Here is a 21,629-nt window from a genome sequence, read left to right on the forward strand (position 1 = left end):
AATGTATCTATTTTGTCGCAAACGCGTGCAAGCTATCTCTTTTATTGTGAGCGCGGAGCGTGCTGTAATTCGCGCTTTTTACCTGCATAAAGAGAAAGGGCCGATACATATTCATATACTGGCCCTTTCTCTGCGAGATGTGTCTCGTCTATTTATTCAGTCTCCACTCAAAGCCGTCTTTGGTGTCCTTAACTTCGAAACCAAGTGCGGTGAGGGTGTTGCGTATTTCGTCGGAAGTAGCCCAATCTTTATTGGCTTTTGCCTTTACGCGTTGTTCCAACAGCATATCTACTACTTTTCCATAAGCAGCTTCGCGGCCGTCTGAAGACCCTTTCTCTTCTTTCAATCCCATAATCTCGAAACTGAATGTATGGAAGATGTCTTTGAGTTCGTTCAAGTCGTCGGCAGAAATCGTGGCGTTTCCGGCAATCACATTGTTGATAATGCGTGCGCCTTCAAAGAGTTGTGCGATAACGATCGGCGTATTCAAATCGTCGTTCATAGCTTCGTAGCATTTGGCACGGAGCTCTTTCACGTTGATAGTATCCGAAGTAGCTGCGGCAGGAGAGATTTTGTCTAATCCGTCTATGGCTTCCATCAAGCGTTGCAATCCTCTTTCGGAAGCCTGCAAAGCTTCGTTGCTGAAATCGACCGTGCTGCGGTAATGAGCCTGTAGGATAAAGAAGCGTATGGTCATCGGGCTATAAGCCTGAGTCAACAACTTATGGCTTCCTTCGAAGAACTCGTCCAGCGAAATGAAGTTGTTGAGCGACTTGCTCATTTTCGTACCGTTGATGGTGATCATGTTGTTGTGCATCCAGTAGCGAACCATGTCGTCGCCTTGGGAAGCTACCGACTGAGCGATTTCGCATTCGTGGTGTGGGAAGATTAGATCCATTCCCCCTCCGTGTATATCGAAGTGTTCGCCCAGATACTTGCGGCCCATAGCCGTACACTCGGCATGCCAACCGGGGAAACCGTCGCTCCAAGGTGATGGCCAGCGCATAATATGTTCGGGTTGGGCTTTCTTCCAGAGAGCAAAATCGGCCGGATTATGTTTTTCACTTTGCCCGTCGAGTTCGCGTGTGGTGTTCAGCACATCATCGAGGTTGCGTCCGGAAAGTTTCCCGTAATGATAGTCTTGGTTGTATTTAACCACATCAAAATAGACAGAACCCTCGCTTACATACGCGTATCCGGCATCCAGAATCTTCTGTACCAGCTGGATCTGTTCGATGATATGTCCCGAAGCATGAGGCTCGATGCTGGGAGATAATACATTGAGAGCTTCCATGGCTTTGTGGTAGCGATTGAGATAATACTGCACCACTTCCATAGGCTCTAACTCTTCCAAACGAGCTTTTTTGGCAATCTTATCTTCTCCTTCGTCGGCATCGTGTTCCAGATGGCCTACGTCGGTTATATTGCGTACGTAGCGTACTTTATATCCTAGGTGGGTGAGGTAGCGGAAGAGCACATCGAACGTGATGGCCGGGCGTGCGTGTCCCAAATGACCGTCGCCATAGACAGTAGGCCCGCAGACGTACATGCCACATGCGTGCATGAAGCGGGACAAACAATTCCTTCTTTCTGTCTAACGTATTGTAAATGGTAAGTTGATGTTCCATAACATTTTGCTGTTTTTTTAGTTAGAAATGCAAAGTTAGAATAAATTCCGAATATGCGTGATAACTTTCGACTGATTGTTCAGCGAAGAAGTGTACGAAATTGCAGTTTCCGGGCTATAGGCTGTGGAAGCAGAACCGTTCGATCGCTTCGGCTACCCCGTCTTCGTCATTACTCAGCGTAATGTAATCAGCTGCAATCTTTACCGGTACTTGGGCATTTTCCATGGCAATTCCGAATCCGGCAAACCGAATCATGGACAGGTCGTTGTACCCGTCACCTATGGCCATAATTTCCTCGCGCTGAATTTGCGTCTTCTCCAGCAGAACGGCAAGTGACAAGGCTTTGTCGATACCCTGCGGAACTAGCTCCAGAAAGTAGGGCTCCGATCGGAACACATTGATGCGTCCTTGCAGACGGATCGATAGTTCGGATTCGACTTGGATCAGTTGGGTCGGTTCGCCAACGATGAGGCATTTGGGCACGGGGAGTTTAAGCTCCGTAAGGAAATTGTGCGCTTTGCGTATGTTCATTTTATTGAGAGAGGCCTCTTTAATGACATAAGGGTCTTCCGGGTTTTCGGTGACTATTTCCGTCCCGTCGTACGAAAGGATGCTGAGTTGATGAGTATGCGCGCATTCATAAAGTATCGGGATGATTTCATCGGGCAACACATTCTCGTAGACGATATTTCCGGTCTGCCAATCGATAATTTCTCCGCCGTTGTAAGAGAGGATAAAGCCGCCAAATTGCTCCATTTGCAATTCGGTGGCCAGCGGTACTATGCCATAAGTCGGTCGCCCGGAAGCCAGAACCAGCCGGATTCCTTTTTTCTGCGCACGTATCAATACTTCCCGGTTGCGGGAGATATTTCTTTCTGAGAGTTGGTAAGTGTGCCGTCGAGATCGAGCACAATAAGCTTGTATTTCATGCCGTATGCTTAAAATTTGCGCGCAAAGATAGGGCAAAAAAACGGTGCGGCAAATGGGGCAGGGAAAGTTGCTCTGTTTTCTTACTTATTCACGTTTTCCGATAGGGACTCTTCTTCTTCGCTCCATACGGTTTCGACTAGGTTTTCTATCAGGAGCTTCTTCTGGGTTTTGTCAAAGCGCAGCGTGAATTTGTAGTGTTTGTGTAGGATGCGGCTAATCTGCTTCATCCCATGCTTGAACGGGGAAGCTGTTGACAAATACATTCAAAAGATTGGTTTGATCCCGAACGCTTTACAAAAAGATCAGGCGAATTGTTCTTTCTTAACCAGATTGCTTCTCTCAAAGAACTTTAGTCCAACAGGCTAGCCCACTGTTTATCAGTCAATACCGGAGAGGCGTCGTTGTCAGTAATGAATATTTCCGCCAGCTTTTTCTTATCCTCCTGTAGATGAAGTATTTTTTCTTCGATACTGTTTTGCGTAATGAAACGATAAGCGATCACCTGCTTGTCTTGTCCGATGCGATGGGCGCGGGCGATAGCCTGTGATTCGGCAGCGGGATTCCACCACGGGTCGATGATAAACACATAATCCGCCTGCGTAAGGTTAAGCCCCACGCCGCCGGCTTTGAGCGAAATAAGAAACGCCTGCACATCGTCTTGATCGGTGAAATGGGCAATTTCCGTTGGTCGGTTGTTGGTCGATCCGGTTAGTAACGCATACTTCCATCCCCGCTGGCGGAACGTTTCCGCCAATATCTCCAAATGCTTGACGAAGGAGGAGAAGATCAATACTTTGTGGCCCTCACTCCGTAGGGTACCAAATGTCTCGATTATCTGTTCCGCTTTCCCGGAAACTCCGGTGAAATCGGGTAAAATGAGCTGTGGGTGGCAAGCCAGCTGACGTAGTCGCAAGATACCGTTGAGGACACTGAACGTATGCAGCCGGTCTACATGCGCGGGACGGTTTAATAGTGTGTTGCGCAGACTGTTTTTCTCTTGCTCATATTGCGCTTCCTGCTCTCGCGACATATCACAATAAATAATCTCCTCGGTGAGCGGAGGAAGTTCCGGTGCCACTTCACTTTTGCTTCGCCGCAGGATGAAAGGAGCGACTAACTGCTGCAACTGCCCTTCCAAGCGTGTATTCCCTTGACGAATGGGGGTAATGAAATGCCTTTGGAAAGTGGACTCGTCTTCCAGTAAATCCGGTTGCAGGAAACGAAACTGCGACCATAAGTCCTTAAGTGAGTTCTCGATCGGAGTGCCCGTCAATACAAGTCGGTGATTGCTTTGCAGCTGAATAGCCGACCGGAACGTAAGCGAATCACTGCTTTTAATGTTCTGGCTTTCGTCCAAGACCACATACTCGAAGCGGTAGGAACTGAATATGTCGATGTTGTTCCGCATCATTCCGTACGAGGTGAATATCAGGTGATATCGCTTGAAAAACAATTCGGGACGTTTCTTGGGAATAACGGTTGTGCTGTTGTACTCGCCCATGCTGAGCGTGGTGAATCGTTTGGCCTCTCTGCGCCAGTTATGCAGGAGCGAGGTGGGGACCACGATCAGGCTGGCAGGTTTGCGGCAGGCTTCTTCGGCTGGTTCCGCCGGCTTGGTGGGGAGAGATGTGTGCTGTTCTCTGATTTCACGTGTACCCGGTAGAAGCGAGTCGGCGGAGTCATCCGAGAATAAAGCATATTGTCCGTTCGATTCTACGACGGCAGGGACAACAATTGGGCTGTCCGGTTGCCGGACGGCTTCCGAAGGTATGCTTGCAGGCTCTTGCGGTTTGTAGATGTGTTGCAGCAAAGTCAGGGTTTGGAGAGTTTTGCCCAGTCCCATGTCATCTGCCAAACATCCGCCAAAGCCGTATTCGTGCAGTTGCATCATCCAGGAGAAACCTTTCTGTTGATAGGGGCGTAATTTCGCTTTCAGTCCTTGGGGGACGGGAATTGCTTTGATCTCACTTTTTGCCGGAAATTCCTTTAAGCTCTGCTCGTTTAAAGCAGAATAAACCGCTCCCACGTATGTGCGCTTTATCCGGATTCCTTTTTCCGATTGGTCGCCGATCTTTACCAGGTTTCCGTATTTGCTAAACCACTCCTCCGGCAATAGGAACATGCGTCCGTCGGGGAGTAAGTACTCTCTTTTTTCTTCAAGGATATGTTTGCGAAAGCGCGAAAAGGGAATCCGCAACTTACCAATAACCACGGTGATATGTAGTTCAAACCAGTCCGGCTCATTGCTGTAGCTCTGCTCGATACGGATCTCGTCCAGGCAGTAGGGGGCGTTCTCTCTATTCCCCGTAAGCCGGAAAGAATTCTGTAGCATTTCCCGATGGTGGCTAATCCATTCGCTGATTGTTTTCTCAGTGGTGGCAGGTGCTAATTGAAAGTGGGCTTCGCCGAAGCGTTGTAGCCCGGCATCTGCTAACATCTGAAGCCGGTTCTCTTCAAAACCTGCGTCGCGCAGAAAAAAGCAGATTTCATCGGTCCCTTTCCGGTAAATGATCTTTTTCATTTCGTCTGCACTGCCGGGTGTGAAATTGTACGTGCCGTATCGGTAGTTCAAGCGAATCATCTGTTCGCCGTACACGGTATCTTCGATCGTAAGCAGGGCTTCGCCTGAGAGCTTTTCTTCAACGATAGTCAGCCCGCGTGTCGTGATGTCGTGGTAGCGGGCTACCGGAATGACAATGTTATCGATATACTTCTGCGTCTGAGACGCGTCGACACTTATAGAGCGCTTCTTGGTGAAAGGCAAAATGCGCATACTTTCGATGTGCGGAAAGAAGTACAGGTGCATACCTAGAAATAGGGTGGTAGGCGATGAGGTTAGTGCGATCACCGGCTTTAGCTCAGTCAGCGAAAGATCTTGTTTCTCGTATCGACACTTCAACTCATAGCGGAAATTGTGCGGGTCGGCTTGGAAGGTGAAGTGAATCTCTACATCATGCGGATGAACCTCGCAGGCATGATGGGCATACAGTAGTTTACTCCTTGCCTGCTTTTGATACAGTGGTAGGTTGTTGCTACGGATTAAAGCGAGTATTTCGAGTAGTTTTTTCTCAATAAACGGACGGATTACCGTCTTGAACCTTTCCGGCTCTTCCGACAGCTTTCTCAGGAAACGGGCAACTGTTTTCTCGCGCGAATACACCTCCATTAAATATTTCTCCGCATAATGAGAGGCGATCTCAATGGTCTGTCGTTCCGCTCGCTCATTTTGGCAAATCGCTCGGGCGAAGCGTGGAAAGCTTGCTCCATAAGATGATACGTACCGTTCTCGTCCCTCTCTGCCAGATAGGGAGTTAACAAGGGACCAAGCACAGGGTGCTCGGTGAAGACGATAATAACTTCTTCGGTAGATGGTTTCTCTCTCATCCTATTTACGCTTTAACCGACAAAGATATAGGAAAAACCTTAATTCTGCAGCATGATAAAGGAAAACAAATGTGTACTGCTAGGAATAGCGGGCAATTTATACCCGACTTGCTAAGCGGCTAGCTAAGGTCGACCGTCCAGTCAACTTAGGTCGGCTTATTGGACAACGAAGGTCGGCTGTTGAGCAACCCGGGTCGGCTATGTAGCTTGTCGCCGCACTAAAGCATAAACGTTTAGCGTATTCATCTCCTGTGATTTTCGGAAATTACGCGATTACCGGAGAAAGTCTGAAGGACTCTTCGTCACGTTAGGTGCAAATTAGCGTTTGTTTTGTTCGATAGTTGTCAGATATCCAGGTGACTAATGGATAAGAAATGACTCTAGGATTACTTGAATATGGTCTGTTTTCGCTAGGCTTTCAAGTGTTAATGGTTTGGATTTGAAGCATTAATAGTCTATGGGATAGGTATTAATAGACTGTCACTCAGGTGACTTGAGTCAAGAACTCCGGTTGCTTAGATCAAGTACTCAAGTTAGTCCACTCGCATGTCGGTTTACCTCACTCAAGTACTCCAGTTGCTCGGGATGAGTACGCAGCTTACTTGAAAGGAGCGGTCGATTCTTCCGGATATCTTACGAAATACTATCTTTGAGAAAACAGGCCTGCATCTAAATGGGTAAAGAACCGGCTGAAGGCTAGAAATATTCAATCAGCCACAGGTTTCAGCTTAAAGTCTTTATAAACCAGCAGGTTGTCCTTGAAGCTGAAAGCTGAAAGACAAATCCCAAACATTGTTTTCAGTCATTTTACCCGGAATTTCCCGTCGATTCACTCCCAAGGAAAAGGAGTGATCCGACTTTTTACTTCACCAAATTGGGCTTAACGGGATTTGCTCTTGGTTACAACTTATCGTTGTTGTTGAGTGGCAACATCGCTTCGATGTATTCACGCGTATTGCTTAAGCGAGGAACCTTGTGCTGTCCGCCTAGTTTTCCTTTCTCGGCCAACCAGTCATGGAACAGGCCCGAACGAGCTACAATGATCTCTAAAGGTTGCAGAGCGATGTCTTTCCAACGCTTAGCTTCGTAGTCGGAGTTCACTTCTTTCAGGGTGGCATCGAGTATGGCGGCAAACTTCTCTACCGAATCCGGCATTTTGGCGAATTCGATCAACCATTGGTGTCGGCATTTGGCATGTTCGTCCATGAATACGGGTGCAGCCGAGTATTCGCATATCTGGGCTCCTGTCTCTGCGCAGGCTTTAGCTAGTCCCTTCTCGGCATTATCTACAATCAGCTCTTCGCCGAAAGCATTGATGAAATGTTTGGTTCGTCCGGTGATCACGAACTTATAGGGATTCTTACTGGTAAACTTAACCGTATCACCAATCATATACCTCCATAATCCGCACGAGGTGGAGATTACCAACGCATAATTCTTGTTGAGTTCGATTTCCTCCAGGCAATATACTTGCGGGTTTTCTTTGCCGACCTCTTCCAACGGGATGAATTCGTAGAATATTCCATAATCAATCATGAGCAACATCGCCGGATCGGAAAGGTCGTTCTGTGTGCCAAAGTAACCTTCAGAGGCATTGTACGTCTCCACATAATGCATCTTGGGTGAGCGAACAACCTGTTTGTATTGCTCCCGATACGGAGTGAAGGCTACGCCGCCGTGGAAGAATACTTCCAGATTGGGCCATACTTCTTCCAAACTCTGTTTGCCGGTCTTTTCCAATACGCGTTTGATAAGTACGAGCATCCACGATGGTACACCCGACAGGCTGGTTACATTGACTGGGATTGTGCTGTTGGCTATCGCTTCTATTTTGGTCTCCCATTCGTTCATCAAGGCGATTTTCTTACTTGGCACCCGGACAAAGTTAACCAACGGGTTGACGTTCTGGATCAGGATGGCCGATAAGTCACCCACTAAACTGTGATTGGAGTTGAGGTTCGGACTGTGGCTACCACCCAGAATCAGCCCTTTACCGGAAAAGAAATGGCTTTCCGGATTCATGCGAAAGTAGAGGGCTACCGCGTCTTTTCCACCTCGGTAATGGATGTCTTGTAACGCTTCCTTGCTGACAGGCAAGAATTTGCTCTTATCATTGGTTGTCCCGGAGGATTTGGCAAACCAGCGTATTTCGGATGGCCAAAGCAGATTCTGCTCTCCGGCACGTAGCCGTTCTATATAAGGTTTTATTTCTTCGTAGGTTTGAATAGGCAAGCGATTGCGGAATGTTTCATAGTCTTTAATTGACGAGTAGTCATACTTTTGTCCCCATTCGGTATGAGCTGCTTCATTGATCAGACGTCTCAGCACCTTTTGCTGAATATCGCCGGGCTGGGTAGCATAAAGATCTATTTCTTTTAAACGCGAATTGAAAGTCTTGCTTATAATCTTAGTAATATTCATTTTTGCTATCACATGATAATGTTTATTCGTGCAAAAGTAACCCTATTTATCTTTTTTTTCTATCTTTACGTCGGAAATATTTGTTAAAACGGATGACCTCGAAAGCGATATACGAGTTTTGGGCTAAAAAAAACGACAATGAGAATCGGAATCCTGACAGCGGGGGGAGACTGCCCCGGCATTAATGCTACGATCCGTGGCGTATGTAAGACGGCTATTAATCACTATGGAATGGAAGTGATTGGTATTCACAGTGGCTTTCAGGGACTATTGACGAAAGACGTCGAACAGTTCACTGAGAAGTCTTTGTCCGGCCTATTGAATCTGGGAGGTACGATGCTGGGAACTTCTCGTGAAAAGCCATTCAAAAAAGGAGGGATCATGACCGATGTGGATAAGCCATCTCTTATTATGCAAAATGTAAAAGAGATGGGTTTAGATTGTGTGGTTTGTGTCGGTGGAAATGGAACCCAGAAAACAGCAGCCAAGTTTGCGGATTTGGGACTGAATATCGTTTCGATACCTAAAACAATTGATAATGACATCTGGGGGACGGATATTTCTTTCGGATTCGATTCGGCAGTTAGCATTGCAACAGATGCTATCGATCGCTTACACTCTACGGCAAGTTCTCATAAACGTGTGATGGTTATTGAAGTGATGGGTCATAAGGCCGGTTGGATTGCTTTATATTCCGGGATGGCCGGAGGTGGTGATGTTATACTGGTGCCGGAAATACCATATTCGATGAAGAAGGTCGGAGAGACTATTCTGGAACGGCTGAGAAAGGGAAAGCCTTATTCAATCGTCGTGGTGGCCGAAGGTATTCAAACGGATGGGCACAAGCGTGCAGCTGAATATATAGCGCAAGAAATTGAATATGAAACAGGTATCGAGACTCGTGAAACGGTGTTGGGGTATATTCAACGCGGAGGATCGCCTACACCTTCTGATCGGAATATCGCAACCCGTATGGGTGGGCATGCAACCGAACTGATCGCTAACGGACAATTCGGGCGTATGATCGCACTTAAAGGAGATGATATTGTATCTATTCCCCTCGGAGAGGTCGCAGGAAAACTGAAATTGGTGAATGAAGAACACGACCTTGTCGTACAAGGACGTCGAATGGGGATCTGCTTCGGATAGGCTTCTTGTTTGCTGAGGCTGCTTGGACTTATTCGATCAAACCTTTCTCCTCACTTGAAACTTCGGTTTCTTTCACCTCGGTATTAATAAGTGATTCTTTATTTTGTTCGACTTCTGCCGGCAGCACATCCGTTGGCGCGGATTCTTTTTCCGGAACGAGGTGCTCTTCCTTGGCTTTATGAACGATGGCCATAAATGTGTTATCTTTAATCTTCTTAATGGCCATTTGAGCCGCATTTTGCTGCGATTCTTTTTTGGAATATCCGGTTCCGGTTCCGGCAGGTAGCCTCTCGATGCGTATCTCTGTTTGGAATACAGGATTACTCTCCTGATCGAAGAACTGTTCGATAAGCTCAAAGGAAACCTCTAGCTTATTCTTTTGGCTCCATTCAATAAGCTTGGATTTGAAATTCACCTCCTTGCGGGATAGCTTTTCCAGATCAATATACCGATTGATAATCTTCTGCTCCATGAATTGCTTACACCGCTCATAACCTTGATCGAGGTAAATGGCTCCGATGAATGCTTCAAAGGCATTGCCGTACATATAACTGTTGTGTGACGAAGAACGGGTGGAGTACTTGATTAGCTTGTCAAGACCAATCTCAACAGCTAGTTTGTTCAGCGTTTCCCGTTGCACGATTTTGGAACGGGTATTGGTTAGAAATCCCTCGCGCTTACCCTCGAAATGCTTATAAACGATATCTCCTACGATGGCGTCCAAAACGGCGTCACCGAGAAACTCCAGTCGCTCGTTGTTGAGTGGGCGTCCTTTTTCCGAACGGATCGAGGTTGATTTGTGTAGCAGAGCTTGCTCGTAAATATCGATGTTGCGTGGGTAAAATCCCAGAATCCGATAAAAACAAAGATAAGACTCTTTGTCCTTGCGGAAAAAGAGCCTTATCTTATCTATTTGATTGCGTAACACGACTTACTCTGCAAATTTCTTGAAGATAACACATGCGTTATGACCGCCAAATCCAAATGTATTGGATAAAGCTACCTTAACGTCGCGTTTTTGAGCTTTGTTGAACGTAAAGTTGAGTTCGTAGTCAATCTTTTCGTCTTTGTCATCTTCTTCATGGTTGATAGTCGGAGGAACAATGCCGTTCTGAATGGCGAGGATACTTGCGATGGATTCTACCGCACCGGCAGCGCCAAGTAAGTGTCCTGTCATTGATTTTGTTGAACTGATGTTCAACTCATAAGCATGATCGCCGAATACTTCCTTAATGGCTTTCACCTCGGAAATATCACCAACCGGAGTTGATGTACCGTGTACGTTGATGTAATCTACCTCATTCGGATCCATTTCTGCATCTTCCAAGGCATTTAGCATTACAAGTTTGGCACCGAGCCTTCGGGGTGAGAAGCAGTCAGGTGGTGTGCGTCAGCAGACATGCCCACACCGGCTACTTCTGCATATATTTTTGCACCACGAGCTTTTGCATGTTCCAACTCTTCCAATATCAAACAACCACCACCTTCGCCCATGATAAATCCGTCGCGGCTTGCGCTGAACGGACGTGAGGCTCTGGTAGGATCGTCGTTACGGGTTGATAGAGCATGCATAGCATTGAAACCGCCTACACCGGCTGGGAAGATTGCAGCTTCCGAACCACCGGATACAATTACATTTACTTTGCCTAATCGAATCAGGTTGAAAGCATCTGCTATCGCATTGGTGGAAGTTGCACAAGCTGAACAAGTCGCATAGTTAGGACCATGGAAGCCATACATAATTGAAATCTGTCCGGCAGCAATATCCGAAATCATCTTGGGGATGAAAAACGGATTGAACTTAGGACCCATTTCCAAATGAGTATAGTAATTGCTTACTTCTTCCTCAAATGTATGTATTCCCCCAATACCGGCGCCAAAAATAACACCGATCCTGTTCAGATCTTCTTTTTCTACATCAAGACCGGAGTCTTCTACCGCCTCTTTAGCAACGGCAATCGCATAGTGAGTATAAAGATCCATTTTTCTGGCTTCTTTACGGTCAAGGTATTGATTGATATCAAAGTCCTTTACCTCACATGCAAATTGGGTCTTGAATAGTGATGCGTCGAAATGAGTAATAGGCCCTGCTCCACTAACCCCGTTCACTAGGTTTTCCCAGAATTCCGGTACACCGTTGCCAACGGGAGTAATGGCGCCAAGGCCAGTTACTACCACTCTTTTTAATTCCATATTGATGAAATCGATAATTACTTAGCGTGTTCTTCTATATAAGATACAGCATCACCTACAGTGCCAATCTTTTCAGCTTGGTCATCAGGAATAGAAATACCAAATTCTTTTTCGAATTCCATGATAAGTTCTACAGTGTCGAGAGAATCTGCTCCCAGATCGTTAGTGAAGCTTGCTTCGTTAGTAACCTCTGATTCTTCTACGCCTAATTTATCAACGATAATCGCTTTTACTTTTGATGCAATTTCAGACATAACTTTAAGTTTTTAATTAATAATTAGTTTTATTTCTTTAAATTTGCGGTGCAAAGGAATGAATATTTATCGTTTTGCGCAAATATTTGACTAATTAAATGCAACTAATTGCACATTTTTCACTGTTTTGTGCATAGAAACACTCTATAATGAAGAAAAACATCGCAATTTTCGCTTCTGGCTCCGGAACGAACGCCGAGAATATTATTAGGTATTTCCAAGGGAATGATTCGGTTAGCATATCGTTGGTACTCTCCAATAAGCGTGACGCTTATGTTTTGGAGCGCGCTGAGCGTTTACAGGTGCCCGGATGTGTATTTTTGAAAGAAGATTGGGTAACAGGCGATAAAGTGCTGGCTATCTTACAGGAATATGGTATCGACTTTATTGTGTTAGCCGGATTCTTAATCCGTGTACCCGATTTGCTTTTGCATGCATATCCGAATAAAATTATAAATATACATCCGGCTCTTCTGCCCAAGTTTGGTGGAAAAGGAATGTATGGCGATCGTGTGCACCAGGCAGTAATTGCTGCCGAAGAAAAAGAAAGCGGTATCACTATACATTATATTAATGAGCATTATGATGAAGGCGATGTGATTTTTCAGGCTGCTTGCCCTGTACTGCCTTCCGATACACCGGATGATGTGGCCAAAAAAGTGCATGTTTTGGAATATACGCACTATCCTATATTAATAGACCGGATTGTAGCCGGTCTTAAAGAGGAATAGGAGTCACATACTATCTTTTCGGTATTTCTAGGGGAGCTTATATGCATTGGCTTCCCTGCGCAAGGGGTAGTCACCTCGGAGTGTTTCAAAAAGTTCCGGATTCGACTTTAATCGTTCGCTATCTTCGAGCGGATTGTAAATCTGCAATAAAGCATCCTCGCGGCTCTTTGTATTAATAATAGGAGAGGTCGGTTCAGGTGGATTGATGCTGTATGTGGCCTCTATGTTGAAAAAACGACAGATAGCTTCCAGAGACATGCGAGTGGCGTTCGCTTTTCCATCAGCGGAATATCCGGCAATATGTGGTGTGCCGATAAAAGCCTTTTTCAATAAGTCTCGGTTTATATCCGGCTCATGTTCCCATACATCTATAACTACATCCGAAATAAGTTCCTGATCGATAGCGGCGAGTAGCGCTTCCGTTTTTATAACTTCTCCTCTTGACGTGTTTATGATGATAGGCTTGCGACGTAACGACTTGAAGAAGTCTGTATCAGCCAGATGAAATGTTTTATATTTTCCGTCTCTATATAAAGGTACGTGAAAGCTGATGATGTCGCATTCCTCGGCAATACGCTTCAGTGAAGAGAAATTACCGGAGCCTTCCTTCTCCTCTCGCGGTAAATCATTCAGTAGTACTTTAATGCCAAGCTCTTGGGCGATCTTTGCAACTTTGCTTCCCACATTCCCAACTCCTACAATGCCGATCGAGAGCTTGCTGAGATTCTTGAGTCGCATCGATTGCAAGAGCAATAAAGTCGATTGGATATATTGGGCAACAGAACCGGAATTGCATCCAGGTGCATTTGTCCACTCAATGCCCGCCTGCCGGCAATAGTCAGTATCTATATGGTCATAGCCGATGGTGGCCGTCGCTATAAACTTTACGCGACTGCCCGCTAATAATTCTCTGTTGCAGTGAGTGCGAGTTCGTATAATGAGCGCGTCAGCATCACGTACCAATTCAGGTGTAAAGTCTTTCCCCGCAACATAGATAACTTGTTCTGCTATTTTGGTTACAGCATCTCTGATGTAAGGGATTTTATCGTCTATAATAATTTTCATATACAATTGGACTTTTGATGAGACAAAGGTAGAAAATAAAAAAGGAAGAAACGGTTGCTTGTCTGAAATATATTACATAGCTTTGTTCATTATATATTTATTAAATATTCAAAATTATGGCGTTTAGTAATCTTTGCAACGGTATTTTTGAGAAGTCTGTAATAGACTATCATGTAACGGATAGTGTGGACGCTTCGATGAACAATCCTTACGAGTTGAAGTCAATTGAATACTATTTGTATTTGAAAAATTGGATTGATGCTGTACAATGGCACTTCGAAGATATCATTCGTGACCCTCAGATTGATCCGGTCGCAGCGTTAGCTTTGAAGCGTAGAATAGATAAATCCAATCAAGATCGCACGGATTTGGTTGAGTTGATAGATAGCTATTTTCTCGATAAATACAAAGATGTTAAATTGCAGGCTGATGCGATAATTAATACGGAGAGTCCTGCATGGGCTATTGACCGTCTTTCAATTCTTGCATTGAAAATTTATCACATGCAGCAAGAAGTGAACCGCACAGATACAACACCCGAGCACAAGGCACAATGCCAAGCAAAACTGAATGTATTATTAGAACAGAAAGAAGACCTATCTGCTGCTATTGATCAGTTGCTAGCTGATATCGAGGCAGGAAAAAAATACATGAAAGTATATAAACAGATGAAAATGTATAATGACCCGGCATTGAATCCGGTGCTTTATGCTAAAAAATAACGGATGGCGCATATTCTAGTTATTCGGCTTTCGGCTCTTGGTGATGTAGCATGGCAATTCCTGTAGTTTATTCGTTGGCGGTGCAATATCCTCAGCATGAGATAACCGTACTAAGCCGTACGGTGTGGCAACCTTTGTTTCAGGAACTACCTCCTAATGTACATTTTATTGGTGCTGATCCTACCGGACGGCATAAAGGATGGTGGGGCTTGAACAGCTTTATGCCGAATTGAAAGCCAAACGTTTCGACTACATAGCCGATTTCCACAATGTGCTTCGAACCAAATACCTGGATTTGAGATTTCGGCTGGCCAACAAACCGGTGGCCTCTATCTGCAAAGGAAGAAAGGGCAAAAAGATGCTTGTTCGTCGGCAGGATAAAGTCTTGGAAAATCAAAAGAGTTCTTTCCGTCGCTATGCAGATGTGTTAGAAAGGCTAGGCTTTCCCGTGCTGTTGAACTTCTCCTCAATTTATGGAGAGGGTAAGGGCGATTTTGCAGAAATAGAAACAATTGTCGGACGGAAAACGCAAAAATGGATCGGGATAGCTCCCTTTGCCAAGCATATTGGTAAAATCTACCCGCTTGAATACCAAGAGCAAGTAGTCGCTCATTTTGCTGCTGACCCTTCGGTCAAAGTCTTTCTCTTTGGCGGAGGTAAAAGTGAGCAAGAGGTGTTCGAACGATGGACAAGTAAGTATCCGACCCTCACGTCTATGATCGGCAAGTTAAATATGCGCACCGAGTTAAATCTGATGAGTCACCTTGATGTAATGCTGTCGATGGACTCAGCCAATATGCATTTAGCTTCTTTAGTCAACATTCCTGTTGTCTCAGTTTGGGGAGCTACGCATCCGTATGCAGGTTTTATGGGATGGAAGCAACTTCCGGTAAACACCGTACAACTCGATCTGGAATGTCGTCCTTGCTCTGTGTATGGCCAAAAACCTTGTTGGCGAGGCGATTATGCTTGCTTAAGAGAGATTACTCCCGAACAGGTAATAGCGAAGATTGAAGGGATAATAAGTTAAAAGAGACCGATAAACCCGATACATCGAACGAGAATGAAAAATAAATTCTTATATACGCTACGTAGTGGGAAAAACCCTAAATTTATTTACTATGCGGTAAATCTATGCAGGTTCTTAGTACCAAAGATTTTCTTTCAGATGCGTCTTCGCCATCGATTAGCAACTCTATCTCGGAGAAATGATAAAGCATATATAGAACAACGTGTCGACTATTATAATAAATTGACCGGGCTTATAGAACTTCCTTCTACTGCACTTCATTTGGCAGATCATAAGATGGGAAGGCAAAAGGTCTATTTTTTTGATACCTATCAATATACTCGTTGGTTTCCGGATCGCTTTCAATGGGGCTTTTGTCCCGGCGATGTAACTTATATTCCGGAATATCCTTCCATCGTTAAGAGCCGTCCCTTGGCTGCTGATAACGAGAACTCAATTGTAATGAAGTTGGATAAGGTGCGTCACTTTATCTTTGTTAATGATAAAAAGCCGTTTGCTTCTAAGAAGAACATGGCTATTTTTCGTGGGAAAGTGAAAGGCAAATCTTCGCGCAGACAATTTATGGAGATGTATTTTTATCATCCGATGTGTGATCTGGGTGATGTGAGCAAAAATACCACCGATCCTGAAGAGTGGCAGACTGAAAAGAAAACAATTCAGGAGCATCTGGATTATAAATTTGTGATGGCCCTTGAAGGAAATGACGTTGCGAGTAATCTGAAATGGATAATGTCCTCCAACTCTATTGCTGTGATGCCGCGTCCTACTTGCGAAACCTGGTTTATGGAAGGCACGCTGATCCCTGATTATCATTATATTGAAATAAAACCGGATTTCTCAGACTTAGAGTCTCGTTTACGGTATTATATAGAACATGTTGATGAAGCACAACAAATAATCGAACATGCCCATGACTATGTTGCTCAATTCAAAAATAAAAGGCGAGAAAATTTGATCTCGTTACTTGTATTAGAGAAGTATTTTAGAGCAACGGGACAGTATAACGATAAGATATGAAGAAAGATATAAATTCCGCGCACAAACATTTACGTGATTTGATAGACAACACCCCTCTGATCTTTGAGAAAGAGAGGCGGGTGATTTATTCAGGCGGATTCTGATAAAACGTTAGTTCGTCTGTGACGCCTGCCAAAATAGCTAAAGCTACGCTTAACTGATTCGGTATTAAATACCTGCAGCATCACCTTGTGGACGTATGGTCAATGCGCTCAGTGTAGAGGTTTATGCTGGCTATTCTTATAGACTTTTTGCTAGAATGTTATAATTGTTTCATTATGAGGTTAAAGTTAACACAAACACACAAAAACTTAGGGTTGTTTATTGGTTTCCTTTTTTTTAAATTCATCTTATTTGATTTAGACTGGTGCCTGCATACAACTTTTTCGTCTTTTTCTTTTCCACAGACCTATCTGACGAAGTTCCTGCTCGCTTCTTTATTAGCAGTACCTTTTTTGTATATACGTTCTAGATGGTATCCGGTAGTAGTCGGTACGCTAGTTGATATTTTGTTAATAGTTAATTTGATGTATTTCAGAACCTACTATACATCAATTCCATTTGATAGCTATTTCTTAGCCGGTAACCTGGCCGATTTTACTGCCAGCGTCTTCGACTCACTTCAATGGACAGATTTGGGATTTCCGATGTTGACAGTCTTGTATCTATTTCTTATTCGGAAGCAGAATCTATCCGTTTTATTTAAAGAGAAGGCTAGACAATGCTTACAGTTCTTAATCTGGTGTATTTGTATACCGGCATTGTCGTTAGGAGGCATTTTTATTTATCACGGAGGTTACAAAAAAGCTTATGAGTCATTGTTGGTTCATTATCAGACTTGTGGTACTCCTATCTATACGATTATGGGATCTCTTTATTATGAATGTATACAAGATAAAATAGAGTATACACCTCAGGTAAAGCAAGAAATAGAAGATTGGTTAAGTAAGCAACCTAAAAGACAACCTCTTCCATTCCAAATAGAAGCTCGTGACAATTGTATCATTATTTTAGCAGAGTCTTTTGAAAGTTGGGTGCTCGAAAAGAGCGCTGAAGGTCAAGAAATCACTCCTAATTTAAACAGATTATTGAAAGAAGAGAGCGTTTTGTATGCTCCTTATGTGCAAACACAGGTAAAAGGTAGCCGGTCAATCGATGGACAGTTGTTGTTGCATACAGGGCTCTTGCCTATTAATTATGGCGCTTTTAGTGCTCGTTTTCCTCATCATACTTATTATAGCATTGATAAGGCATTTAAAGAAAAACATGCGGGCGGTGGTACCTGCTGCCTGACAGTGGATAAGAAAGTAGTATGGAATGTTGCGATAGTAGCTCAGGATTTTGGCTACGATAAGCTTCTTGATAAGCCATATTTTGTGTTAGATGAGAAGACCGGCCCATGTCATCGTCTCGGAGATGTTTCTTTCCTCAGACAATGTGGTGAGAAGCTGGCTACGGAAGAATTATTCCCCGCTAATGGACACACATTGGCTCAATGCGTCACTTATTCCGGGCATTCTCCATTTACGATTCCGGATGAGAGTAAACGCATTCATTTCTCCGATAAGCTGCCTGCCCGGTTGAGGGATTACATGGTTGTAGCCAACTATACGGATCATGCTATCGGGAAGTTTATCTCGTTCTTGCGCTCACAAAAGAAATTTGAAAATACAATGATTGTGATAACAGGTGATCATGAGGGTTTTGGCTTGACAAGAAAAGCCGTTTATGAACATCCTTTAGGAAAAGATATAATATCGTCAGGGTGTTTTACTCCTTTCATGGTCATAAACTCCCCTGTACACCTTCGTTATGAAAAAGTAATGGGTCAAGTAGACATGTACCCTACTTTGTTAGATCTGCTTGGAATTGATGATTACCCATGGAGGGGTGTGGGGCAAAGTATTCTTTCACCCGATAAGAAAGCCTTTGCGATAACTGCTCAAATGGAAATTGTCGGTGATACGGTTGGTGTCTCTCCGGTTGAGATTCAACATGCCAAAGACGCGTGGAAAATCTCAGATTTAATCATTAGTTGTGATTATTTTTCTAAAGAACAAATCACTAATTTTTAGTGAAATAGATAAAAAGATAAATTGTTTACACTTATAGCTAAAAGAAATGTGTTACATTTGTATAATTTATCTCTTTTTGATTGAAAATGGATATTGTTTTTTCCATTGGAAAAACACAGGGTGAAAATATAAAGGTGAAGTATGAAGATAGTAGTAAATTCCGCATATGAACATTTGCGTGATTTTATAGAAAAGATTCCGACGACTTTTGAAAAGGAAGGCCGAATTATTTATTCGGGGCGGAATCTTATCAAAGTATTGAATGTGGGCGGGGTGGAAATTAACGTAAAACGTTATGGAATACCGGCTTACGTCAATCGCATTGTTTATTCATTTTTTCGCGTTCCCAAGGGGAAACGAGCTTTTGAATATCCGGAGCTATTACTCGAAAAAGGTTTTGAAACCCCGGCTCCCATTGCATACATTGAAGAACGACGTTGCGGATTGATAAACTATTCTTATTTTGTAAGTATGCAGTGTCCCTATCCCCGAAACTTTTATGAGTTTGGTAATGCCGATGCGGAACAATATAGAGATGTAATTGTTGCTTTTGCACGCTATACTGCAGATTTACACCAGGCGGGTATCATGCACCGCGACTATTCTCCCGGCAATATTCTTTTTGATCAGGTAGACGGTGAATACCACTTTATGTTGGTAGACATTAATCGAATGACATTTGGAAGAATCAGTATAGATATGGGTTGTGCGAATTTTGCTCGTTTATGGGGGCAGAAAGCATTCTTCGAAATACTTGCCAAGGAGTATGCACAAGCACGGCAAGCTGATGAAAAGTATTGTATCGAACGCGTGTTGGCATGCCGAAAGAAGTTCTGGACTTATTTTTCGAAGAAGCACATAGTGAAATATAAATTAGAACTGTGAAACTATGCGCATAGTCTTATTTTGTGAGAATAAATATGCTATTGATATATTATATCCTATTTATCAAGAAGCTATAAAATCAGCAGAGAATCAATTGTTGTGGTATGTGCATCTTTTGAAGATTCCCGATTTCCCATTGCAAGGGAAAGTCGATTATACGCATGACATGCAACAGGTTTATGACTTTTCTCCGGAAGCAATATTCGTTCCGGGCAACATTGTTCCCTATTATTTGCCGGGAGTGAAAATACAGGTTTTTCATGGATATGCTGCTGAGAAAAAAGATCATTGGATCATTCGACGCTATTTTGATACCTACTTTACCCAAGGTCCTTATTTTACAAAGAAATTTAAAGAACTTTCTGCTAAATATGGCGATTTTGAAGTCGTTGAGACAGGTTGGCCCAAGCAAGACTGGATAAAAGCCCACATGGCTGATTTTGACCAAGAACGTGAAGAACTCTTGAAAATGCATGGGAAAAAGCAGATAGTCTTGTATGCCCCCACATTTTCACCATCTTTAACGTCTGTTTGCGCATTAAAGTCAGCTCTTTTGCATTTAGTAAAAATGGAGGATATCGTTTTGCTGTTAAAGTTCCATCCACTGATGCGTAAAGAGTGGGTGGATGAGTATAAACTCTTTGCAGAACAGAATGAACATATCGTGTGGGTGGATGGGTTTAATGTTACTAAATATCAGTTGATGTCTGACTTGATGATAAGCGATACATCATCTACCGTATATGAGTTCTTACTCTTAGGACGTCCGGTTATAACTTACCGCACAATTGCGAAAGATATATATTGGACAAATATAACTGATGCAACTCAATTACCGAATGCTTTTGAAAATGCTTTGTATAATGAAGAAGATATAGTTAGGCGGCGTTGGATCGTAGACAACTATGACCCCCATCTGGATGGCATGGTATGTAAACGGATGCTGGATGCGGCTGCTGACTATATTCGTCGGCATGGTGTGCCAAAGGAGCGTAAGCTTAATTTATGGCGGAGATACACAAGTATAAAGACATTTGGAAAGATAAAGAGAAGAGGTGAGTGACAACAATAAAAATAAATTTTTGATTGAGTAAAAATATGAAATCATATGTTTTTCCAGGAAATATAGAAGACTCGATCCTCCAGATTGGTGGTAAGCCTTTTCCTTATATGCGTACGGAACAGTTTTCGGAGTTGGTTAAAGACTCTGAGAAAATGCTACGAAGTTTAATAAACTGTCCAAATGGACGTGTCATTTCTTATACAGCTTCCGGAACCGGAGCTATGGATGCGGTTGTTACGAACTATGTAACATTGTTCAGTAAAGCTTTTATTATTGCCGGAGGCTCATTTGGCTACCGTTGGAAAAGTCTTTGCGACTATTACCAATGTTCGAGTGAGGTTTTTGAAGTTCCTTTTGCACGCGATATCAACTATGTAGAACTGGAAGATGCCATAGCCTCTTCACGTCCCGGTGTTCTACTGTGTCAGCATAATGAAACGTCTACGGGGCAACTTTATAACTTAGAAAAAATAGCTGCAATTTGCAAGAAATACAATGTCTCCCTAGTGGTAGACGTGATTAGCTCTTTCTTGTCAGATGAATTAGATATGGATGCTTTAGGGATCGATATTTGTATCACAAGTAGCCAGAAGGGACTGAATATTGCCCCGGGGTTATCATTTATCTTTCTCTCGTCGAAAGCACTTCAGCTTGACTTTGCACCTAAATCCTATTATTTTGATTTTGCTGAGAACCTGAAAAATCTGGAACGTGGGCAGACACCATATAGTCCGGCTACAACTCTTTTCATGCAGTTGCATGCCCGGTTGCAAAAAGATGTGGTTCTTGGTGTGGAAGCAATAATAGCTTCTGTCCGCGAAAAGGCACTTTATTTCCGTGAATTATGTAAGAAGAACGGATGGGAGGTTCCTGCAGAAACCCCTTCAAATAGTATCACCGGCTTTTTTGTTCGAAGAAATAGTGATATTCTTTTTAAAGAACTGATAAAGCAAGATATATTTATTATGCCTGGGGGTACACCCGGCTACTTCCGGGTATCCCATTTAGGAATTCAAAGTAAAGAAGATCTGGATAATTTGGCCGAGCGCATAAAGGAAATTGAAAACCGTTAAATCTATACT

Annotated in this window: 13 protein-coding genes and 5 pseudogenes; 9 read left to right on the forward strand and 9 right to left on the reverse strand. The window is 43.5% G+C overall.

The window, feature by feature from the left end; translation table 11 throughout:
* Positions 1–148 precede the first annotated feature (148 nt).
* The 5 genes and pseudogenes from cysS to JCM10512_RS03230 form a co-directional block, all read right to left on the reverse strand.
* A pseudogene (cysS, locus tag JCM10512_RS03210) lies at positions 149–1,628 on the reverse strand (cysteine--tRNA ligase).
* 114 nt (positions 1,629–1,742) lie between these two features.
* Positions 1,743–2,557 (reverse strand): annotated as a pseudogene (locus JCM10512_RS03215) (Cof-type HAD-IIB family hydrolase).
* An 81-nt stretch (positions 2,558–2,638) separates the two neighbouring features.
* Positions 2,639–2,821, reverse strand: coding sequence for a hypothetical protein (locus JCM10512_RS03220; protein ID WP_044160403.1), 183 nt, complete (start codon positions 2,819–2,821; stop codon positions 2,639–2,641).
* 86 nt (positions 2,822–2,907) lie between these two features.
* Positions 2,908–5,942, reverse strand: a pseudogene (locus tag JCM10512_RS03225) (DEAD/DEAH box helicase).
* Positions 5,943–6,842: 900 nt separating this feature from the next.
* Complete coding sequence (locus tag JCM10512_RS03230; protein WP_044160405.1) at positions 6,843–8,363, reverse strand: GH3 auxin-responsive promoter family protein; 1,521 nt, start codon at positions 8,361–8,363, stop codon at positions 6,843–6,845.
* 138 nt (positions 8,364–8,501) lie between these two features.
* Between JCM10512_RS03230 and JCM10512_RS03235 the strand changes: the two genes are divergently transcribed.
* Positions 8,502–9,512, forward strand: coding sequence for an ATP-dependent 6-phosphofructokinase (locus JCM10512_RS03235; protein WP_044160408.1), 1,011 nt, complete (start codon positions 8,502–8,504; stop codon positions 9,510–9,512).
* A 28-nt stretch (positions 9,513–9,540) separates the two neighbouring features.
* Here the strand turns inward: JCM10512_RS03235 and rnc are convergent, their stop codons facing one another.
* The 3 genes and pseudogenes from rnc to JCM10512_RS03250 all read right to left on the reverse strand — a co-directional run bounded on the left by rnc (position 9,541) and on the right by JCM10512_RS03250 (position 11,959).
* Complete coding sequence (gene rnc, locus JCM10512_RS03240; RefSeq protein ID WP_044160411.1) at positions 9,541–10,440, reverse strand: ribonuclease III; 900 nt, start codon at positions 10,438–10,440, stop codon at positions 9,541–9,543.
* Between the two features lie 3 nt (positions 10,441–10,443).
* Positions 10,444–11,705 (reverse strand): annotated as a pseudogene (gene fabF / locus JCM10512_RS03245) (beta-ketoacyl-ACP synthase II).
* A 17-nt stretch (positions 11,706–11,722) separates the two neighbouring features.
* The gene (locus JCM10512_RS03250; RefSeq protein WP_044160413.1) at positions 11,723–11,959 is read right to left on the reverse strand and encodes an acyl carrier protein; all 237 of its coding nucleotides are present in this window, start codon (positions 11,957–11,959) and stop codon (positions 11,723–11,725) included.
* Positions 11,960–12,108: 149 nt separating this feature from the next.
* Between JCM10512_RS03250 and purN the strand changes: the two genes are divergently transcribed.
* Entirely contained in the window at positions 12,109–12,690 is a 582-nt protein-coding gene (gene purN, locus JCM10512_RS03255) for a phosphoribosylglycinamide formyltransferase (protein WP_044160415.1), read from the forward strand.
* A gap of 27 nt (positions 12,691–12,717) precedes the next feature.
* On the opposite strand, the gene pdxB is transcribed toward purN, so the two are convergent.
* Entirely contained in the window at positions 12,718–13,755 is a 1,038-nt protein-coding gene (gene pdxB, locus JCM10512_RS03260; RefSeq protein ID WP_044160417.1) for a 4-phosphoerythronate dehydrogenase PdxB, read from the reverse strand.
* A gap of 116 nt (positions 13,756–13,871) precedes the next feature.
* On the opposite strand from pdxB, the gene JCM10512_RS03265 reads away from it, so the two are divergent.
* From JCM10512_RS03265 to JCM10512_RS03295, 7 genes and pseudogenes are all read left to right on the forward strand, one after another.
* A complete protein-coding gene (locus JCM10512_RS03265; protein ID WP_044160419.1) occupies positions 13,872–14,477 on the forward strand; it encodes a DUF4254 domain-containing protein in 606 nt (201 codons plus the stop codon).
* Positions 14,478–14,480: 3 nt separating this feature from the next.
* Positions 14,481–15,507: pseudogene (locus JCM10512_RS03270) on the forward strand (glycosyltransferase family 9 protein).
* Between the two features lie 33 nt (positions 15,508–15,540).
* Positions 15,541–16,524, forward strand: coding sequence for a glycosyl transferase family 90 (locus JCM10512_RS03275; protein ID WP_044160420.1), 984 nt, complete (start codon positions 15,541–15,543; stop codon positions 16,522–16,524).
* Between the two features lie 527 nt (positions 16,525–17,051).
* On the forward strand, positions 17,052–18,599 hold the full coding sequence (locus tag JCM10512_RS03280; RefSeq protein WP_244436863.1) for an LTA synthase family protein: 1,548 nt from the start codon (positions 17,052–17,054) through the stop codon (positions 18,597–18,599).
* A 141-nt stretch (positions 18,600–18,740) separates the two neighbouring features.
* The gene (locus JCM10512_RS03285; RefSeq protein WP_044160422.1) at positions 18,741–19,484 is read left to right on the forward strand and encodes a lipopolysaccharide kinase InaA family protein; all 744 of its coding nucleotides are present in this window, start codon (positions 18,741–18,743) and stop codon (positions 19,482–19,484) included.
* A gap of 4 nt (positions 19,485–19,488) precedes the next feature.
* Entirely contained in the window at positions 19,489–20,547 is a 1,059-nt protein-coding gene (locus tag JCM10512_RS03290; RefSeq protein ID WP_044160423.1) for a CDP-glycerol glycerophosphotransferase family protein, read from the forward strand.
* A gap of 35 nt (positions 20,548–20,582) precedes the next feature.
* Complete coding sequence (locus JCM10512_RS03295) at positions 20,583–21,620, forward strand: pyridoxal-phosphate-dependent aminotransferase family protein (RefSeq protein ID WP_044160424.1); 1,038 nt, start codon at positions 20,583–20,585, stop codon at positions 21,618–21,620.
* Positions 21,621–21,629: the final 9 nt, after the last annotated feature.

The sequence above is a fragment of the Bacteroides reticulotermitis JCM 10512 genome (assembly GCF_000517545.1).
GTDB lineage: Bacteria > Bacteroidota > Bacteroidia > Bacteroidales > Bacteroidaceae > Bacteroides > Bacteroides reticulotermitis.